The following is a 6,090-nucleotide window of genomic DNA, read 5'->3' as shown; positions in this document are numbered from 1 at the left end:
AAAGTTCTACGGACAAAGTGAATGGGCCATTCAAAACCAAGTGTTTATCGCACTGATTGTTTTTTGCCTAAATGTAATTGCGCAAATCGAAACAAAAAGTAAGCGAAAAACGCTACAGATTAGCCGTTTTTTAAGGGCTTCGTTATGGAAACCGGCACATATCTGGATACGAAAGATTAAAGGAAAAACCGTTCCTTAAAAATAAATTGTCGTCGTCGCACAAGTCTAATTGTACATAATTTCCAAATGGATGGAGCCACCTTTAATAAGGTATTTACTTTTTTGGCTCTAAACAGGAAAAAACATTAAACTGAAAATTGCGTCAACATTTATGCAACACTAGTGGATAAAAGTCAATTATATGTTACAATTTATGAAAGGAATGTTCTAGAAGGAGATATTTAATTGAAGGAAGTTCATATTAAAAACTCAGTAAAGTTTATGCGTATGGAACAAGGGGAACTTACGCAAGGAGAGTTAGCTCATAAGGTCGGTGTTACTAGACAGACAATGAATCTAATTGAAGCACAAAAATACAACCCGACAATAAAAGTATGTTTATTGATAGCATCCTCATTAAATACCACTATTGATAAACTTTTTTGGATAGAGGAGGATGAGGTATGAGTAAATTGTTCACCTATTTCCCATTAATTTGTTTTCTTATAATACTTCTTGGTTTGGAAGAATCAGTAATGAAGTGGGCTCTCTTAGTATTCATGGCTATTGGTATTCTGATAGCGAAAAATTCCCGAAAAAACATGCAAAGTGAAGAAGTCGAGTACGATGATCGTGTTAATTCAAACATTACAAAATGGTCTCTTCGAACTATGTATGTAATGAACGCACTACTATTTATCATGTTAGTCTTGGAGAATTATCATATTTCCCTAATTAAATTAAATATAAATTTCATTTTAATTTATTTACTCATAACACTTTTTATCCCATTTTATATCATCCCTTTAATAATTAAAAAGTTTTAAGGAGTGGAAAGATGGACTTAAATTTAATAATTTTTGGTATTTTATTTCTTGTCCTTGGTTACTTAATTGGTGTTAAGAAACAAACCTGGCTTCTGTCAGGTTTTAATGAAAAGAGAGTAAAAAATAAAAAGAAGTTAGCGCATTTAGTTGGTGGAACACTAGTCTTCCTTAGCATCCTTTTAATTATTGGAGGAATTATAGGTTGGCTAACACCTGAATATATTATGATATTTGTAGTAGCTGTAATGCTTGGACTTATCTTTTATGTAAATATAATGCTAGTCGAATAAACATACCCTTAAAAGGCTAGAGCGAATGAATGTTTATAAATTGTTGGCTCTTATATTTTTAAAAGGTTAGCATTCCATTAATAAAAGAAGTACTAAATGCTTAGTTTGTGAAAAACTACACTTAAACTATAGGGTGCTTTAGTTGAAGATTCGCTTTTCGAAATAATCAATCTTTTTTATAAAAATGAATAGAAATAAACAGGTAAAACCTCATGTTTTGATCAAACTTTGTTCAAAATACGAGGTTTGCTTATATCTAGAAATAAAGGGTTATCGCTAAACTTTAATCAATCTTTTTTCAAAGGTTACATCATTTGTAGCTTTAAAATAAAGTTTGATAATTTATAACAAAGTTCGATAATTTCTAAAATAGATTGATCATTTATAATAAAGTTTGATTAAAATTATATCAACTCTATTTCTTCTTAGAGATAGAGTTGATTTTTTTGTTGGATATTTATGTTGAAATCACTGTAAAGATTGTGAAGAAATTATGTCCCTGTCTTATTCCTCTTCCCCATGCTAAAAAGTTGGTACCCACTGCTTTATAGTTGGTATCCAAACGGCAAAGGAAGCGGGAAGAGCAGCGGCCAGTCTAATATGTAATCAATCGTTATTCAATCGGTTTTTTCAATCGTAAAATCATATCAATTCGGGGCGGGTCCAGTAGGACTTCGTCCCTTTTTCAATTGCTCAATATCTGTCCAATCCCTTATCCCATAAGTGTTTCAATCATCTTCGTTCTATACCACTTGCTTCTATTATGTTGTTTTCCTCACTGAATAGACCCGTAGGGTTTCAGTTCTTTTTCGTTGGTTATTTAATCTTTTTTCCTGATTCTTTCCTCCATTATCGGTACCAACTTTTTAACATTGTCCGAATATTCGATACAAGCCAGAACGGAAAAAAGAGGGCGAAAATGGGGGTTTTGGGGAAGAACAATAAAGCAGAAGGAAGAGTAATGGAATGAAGAGTTAGGAGGTAAGAGGCTTAGAATGGCAAGGGTTTGAGGGGAGTGAGGGGGAGAGGAAGGCGGGGAAGGACTTTTTAGCAGGGCAATATAGTAGAGAAAAGAAACTGATGAGAAAAGAGAAAAATGATATAAATATTTCCCCTTCATCCATCAGATTTTAAACAACATCTAGATAATGGAGAGAGGATATGAACGTAGTCAGGACAAGGGTTTGAGGGAGAAAAGGCAGGAGGAGGAAGAGGGACAAAGATTTTTATGCGTGAACAACGTAGAGGATGAAGGGAAGAGCAAGTAATAAAGGAACAGGTTTATTCAGAAGGTCGTACTTTAGAAAGAATAGCCTGGCATTTAACTACAAGCATTCCAGAATATTTAGCAGAATTAGGGTTGAAGATAGATGAAGTAGAAAATGCAGAAAATGTCCCAACCTCAGCTAAAGAAATTGCTGAAACCTTTAATAAAGTAAGTTCTGAGGCATCTAAAGTCCTTGAACAACAATGGTCAGACGCAGCATTGAAGGAAGTACAAATTGCTTTTGGAAGAGAAGAAACAAATGCCCAAATTTTAATGGGCTAATTAAGCACATAGTTCATCATCGTGGACAAGTTACCATTCTTATACTTCAAGCTGGAATCAAACCTTTTGGGGTTTATGGACCACCTAAAGAAGATTAGATTCATTTAGGTGTTGAAAATCCACCACTTTAATAATATGAAGATCCAATAGAGAAACGGAGAGAACTATACTAGATTTCTTTATTCTTTCTTCTTAATGTACTTAAAGTAACTGGTAGTTTAGTGCGGAAGTAGAAAAAAGAAGCTATATGTAAAATCAAAAAATAGCTTCTTTTTTAGTAGGTTTTAATTAATTAGTGCCTTAAAAGATTTCTTTTTCCAAAAAAATCGGTGATAAATAGATTGAGCCAAGAAATTGACTATGAACGCAACTGGATATGCGAGCCATATTCCATCTATCCCAAGTCCTGTAAAATGTGACAAGGAGTATGCTACTGGAACTTCAATCATCAAAATACTTGTAATTGTAAAAATTGTTGGCAATAATACTGTACCTGTTGCTCTCATTGTTGCTGAAATTGCTTGAGTGTGACCCAAAATAACATAACTCCAAAATGAGATTATAATAAGATCTTTTGCAAGATTAATTGTATCGGAGTTGTCTAAGAAAATTCCTAAAACAGGATTTGGTATCAGGTAAAGAATGAGAATAAGAATACCACCAAGAAGATAATTTAGTGTAATGGCTATTTTCGTTATATGTTTAATGTTTGAAATATTTCCGGACCCCACTGCTTGTGCAACAAATACTGAAATGGCAATTGAAATACTCATCGCTGGTATTTGAACGTAGCTTGCAATTTGATTCACGATTCCGTATGCAGCCGTTGCATTAGATCCATAATCATTTACAAAAGTTATGACTGCAATTTCTGACAATGCGATTGAAACCATACTTATGCTGGTAGGAATGGCTAATTTCAGTAAGGCTTTCAATACCGAGCCTTTCAAGTGAAGATGTTTCAAAATAATAGAATCTAATTTGAGTACATGACTTTTTTTGTGTAAGTACACTAATAGAATCACTAATGTAATGAAATTGGATAATACAGAGGCGTAAGCAGCACCATTTAATCCAAACTCCGGTAAACCTAGCCAACCGAAAATAAGAATTGGAAGCAAGGCGATATTTAAGATAATACTAATTAATAAGAAATAAAAAGGTGTTTTTGAATCTCCAACACCTCTTATAAAGGTTGTATAGCACATATATAAGAAAGTAATAGGTAATGTAACAAATAAAATACGTGCATATTCTGTACTTGCAACTAGAATATTCTCAGGTGTTCCTATCCATTTTAGAATATCTTCTGTAAAGAACCCTCCGATTATGGCGACAGCAATGGATATGATCATCGTAAATGTCAAATTTACTCCAACAACTTCCTTCATTTTTGATATATTTCCACCACCGTACGTTTGCCCAACTAGAATGGAACTTCCAGATCCAATTCCGATTACAAAGGATATTAAAAAAAAGAATAGAGGGAAGAATGCAGAAATAGCTGCCAAAGAATCTACTCCAAGTGCTTGCCCAACGACGATTATTCCAAACACTTGACCTAATGATTGCAAAACACTTGCAAAAATGACAGGTATGAGGAATGCCATCATCGGTTTTGCTAAGACCATAGTTTCATTTACAGATTTATTCATTTCAGATAACTCCTAATAGGTTTTATTTCAAAAGAACCCCTCACTTTTTGAATCAAGATTTTGAAGTGAGGGAAAGATCAACGAGTATGAACATTTAAGTCATAACTCGTGTATTTTTATATAAAAATTATGATAAAATCTGATAATATAAACCAAATTGAATATCATACCATAACAGTTTGCTATGTTTACGTTTCGGGATACGTGTTTGTAAACCCCACTCAGGATACTGTTTAATAATTTGAACTTGATCACCAGTAGCAACAGCGATAAAGGATATATAATGATCTTTTGTCATAGGATGATCGCTTGAAATAAACCATTCATTATCGATTTCTGTAATTGATAGCTTTTCTTGGTCTGTTGCTTTCTTCGCTTCTAGTCGTTCTAGCTTTCTTCCACAGCAAGATAGAGTGATATCTCCAGTGGCTAATACAACATTATTACATGACGGACAGACAAAATAATTTGACTTTTTCATATTTCCTCCTACAAATTCATTCGACGATAATTCACCATCTAAAATATTTTCTATATTTACGCCCAATAGGGTAGATAAACTTGGTAATAGCGTGACATCTGGACAGCCATATCCACGCTCCCATTTTGAAATCGTTCGATCGGAAATGTTCATTTGATCAGCTAATTGTTTCTGTGTCAGCCCTTTTTCTTTCCGCAAATTATAAATTAACTCTCCAACTTTACGATTATCCATCATTTTTTCCTCCTACTCTATTTTCATTTTAGGGGTTTATATGGTTAGCATCAACAAACGCTCCGTAGAGTTAAACATAGGTAGAGTTTACCTATTTTCCTTTTGATCATGTTTTTATGACTGTAATCATTCAACTGTTTTTAGCTGTTATTGGTTTATGGATTCTTCCTCATATGGTTAACTATACGGAAAATAAAAATTAGGATTTTTCAAAAGTAAAAGCTAATTGTGAAAGAGTGAACGGACTTTATAGCAGGGGAATAGTAGGATTGGTAAAATCATCTCATTGATTTCTTCAAATGTAGAAAGTACAAAGCAAGGGGTAGAGGTGCTTCATAATCTACTTTCGGAAACGGAACTGCTTCTTAAATAAATCAAGTGAAAGGTAATTGAATGCCTAAATAAATTAGAGAACCATTATTTACCTTTGACTTTTACTTAAAGACAGTCTACAATTAATACTGAATTTTAAACGGTAGGAGGATTATTAAAAAATGACACATTCGATGAGACTACGTTTCCCAACTTTGAACCAGTAATTGAATATGGTCAAAGGCTCTGTTTTGTGTATACAGAGTAAACGGGATAAGTCTGTCCTTTTTTAATAATTTTCATTTCATATTTGAAAATCATTTGTCCATACTTAGGGTTTGTCTACCTCCTATATTCAACTTTGGAGCGGGATCCTTACTGCTTGGTTTTGGCGTGATGAAAATATGTAATGTAAAGAAAGGTGGCTTGTTCTACCTTTCTTTATTTTCGTCTAAATCACCTTTCTTTGCTACGCCAAAGGTAGGTTTATTTGCTGGTGGCTCTGAGCAAGCCCCTAATAGAATAAGGATGGGTCTATTCCCTTTACTCTAAATCACAGGCAGATGCTTGTGATTTTTTTATT

Annotated in this window: 5 protein-coding genes and 2 pseudogenes; 5 read left to right on the top strand and 2 right to left on the bottom strand. The window is 33.6% G+C overall.

Features of this window, described 5'->3' with window-relative positions; all coding sequences use genetic code 11:
- From AS180_RS04050 to AS180_RS04030, 4 genes and pseudogenes are all read left to right on the top strand, one after another.
- Window positions 1-199 (top strand): annotated as a pseudogene (locus AS180_RS04050) (IS4 family transposase); the annotation flags it as partial.
- 206 nt (window positions 200-405) lie between these two features.
- Window positions 406-627: a helix-turn-helix transcriptional regulator gene (locus AS180_RS04045; protein WP_062686450.1), complete on the top strand. Its 222-nt coding sequence runs from the start codon at window positions 406-408 to the stop codon at window positions 625-627.
- 370 nt (window positions 628-997) lie between these two features.
- Window positions 998-1,276: a DUF3784 domain-containing protein gene (locus AS180_RS04035; protein WP_062686448.1), complete on the top strand. Its 279-nt coding sequence runs from the start codon at window positions 998-1,000 to the stop codon at window positions 1,274-1,276.
- A 1,267-nt stretch (window positions 1,277-2,543) separates the two neighbouring features.
- Window positions 2,544-2,923, top strand: a pseudogene (locus tag AS180_RS04030) (DinB family protein); the annotation flags it as partial.
- A gap of 186 nt (window positions 2,924-3,109) precedes the next feature.
- Here AS180_RS04030 and AS180_RS04025 read toward each other — a convergent pair.
- Together AS180_RS04025 and AS180_RS04020 are read right to left on the bottom strand one after the other, a co-directional pair.
- Window positions 3,110-4,480 carry an MATE family efflux transporter gene (locus tag AS180_RS04025; protein ID WP_062686447.1) on the bottom strand — a complete coding sequence of 457 codons (1,371 nt, stop codon included), beginning with the start codon at window positions 4,478-4,480 and terminating at the stop codon, window positions 3,110-3,112.
- Window positions 4,481-4,607: 127 nt separating this feature from the next.
- The gene (locus tag AS180_RS04020; protein ID WP_062686446.1) at window positions 4,608-5,195 is read right to left on the bottom strand and encodes a helix-turn-helix domain-containing protein; all 588 of its coding nucleotides are present in this window, start codon (window positions 5,193-5,195) and stop codon (window positions 4,608-4,610) included.
- A gap of 494 nt (window positions 5,196-5,689) precedes the next feature.
- Here AS180_RS04020 and AS180_RS24025 point away from each other — a divergent pair, with 494 nt between their 5' ends.
- The gene (locus AS180_RS24025; RefSeq protein WP_105980607.1) at window positions 5,690-5,734 is read left to right on the top strand and encodes an erythromycin resistance leader peptide; all 45 of its coding nucleotides are present in this window, start codon (window positions 5,690-5,692) and stop codon (window positions 5,732-5,734) included.
- The last annotated feature ends 356 nt before the right edge of the window (window positions 5,735-6,090 follow it).

The sequence above is a fragment of the Priestia veravalensis genome, from assembly GCF_001457055.1.
GTDB lineage: Bacteria > Bacillota > Bacilli > Bacillales > Bacillaceae_H > Priestia > Priestia flexa.
Note: the sequence above shows the minus strand (reverse complement) of the source record. Positions and strands in the feature narration are given on the sequence as shown.

Excerpts from the sequence above, each read along its gene's own strand:
- AS180_RS04020 (WP_062686446.1), bottom strand. The coding sequence starts at position 5,195 with ATGGATAATCGTAAAGTTGGAGAGTTAATTTATAATTTGCGGAAAGAA.
- AS180_RS04025 (WP_062686447.1), bottom strand. The coding sequence starts at position 4,480 with ATGAATAAATCTGTAAATGAAACTATGGTCTTAGCAAAACCGATGATG.
- AS180_RS04035 (WP_062686448.1), top strand. The coding sequence starts at position 998 with ATGGACTTAAATTTAATAATTTTTGGTATTTTATTTCTTGTCCTTGGT.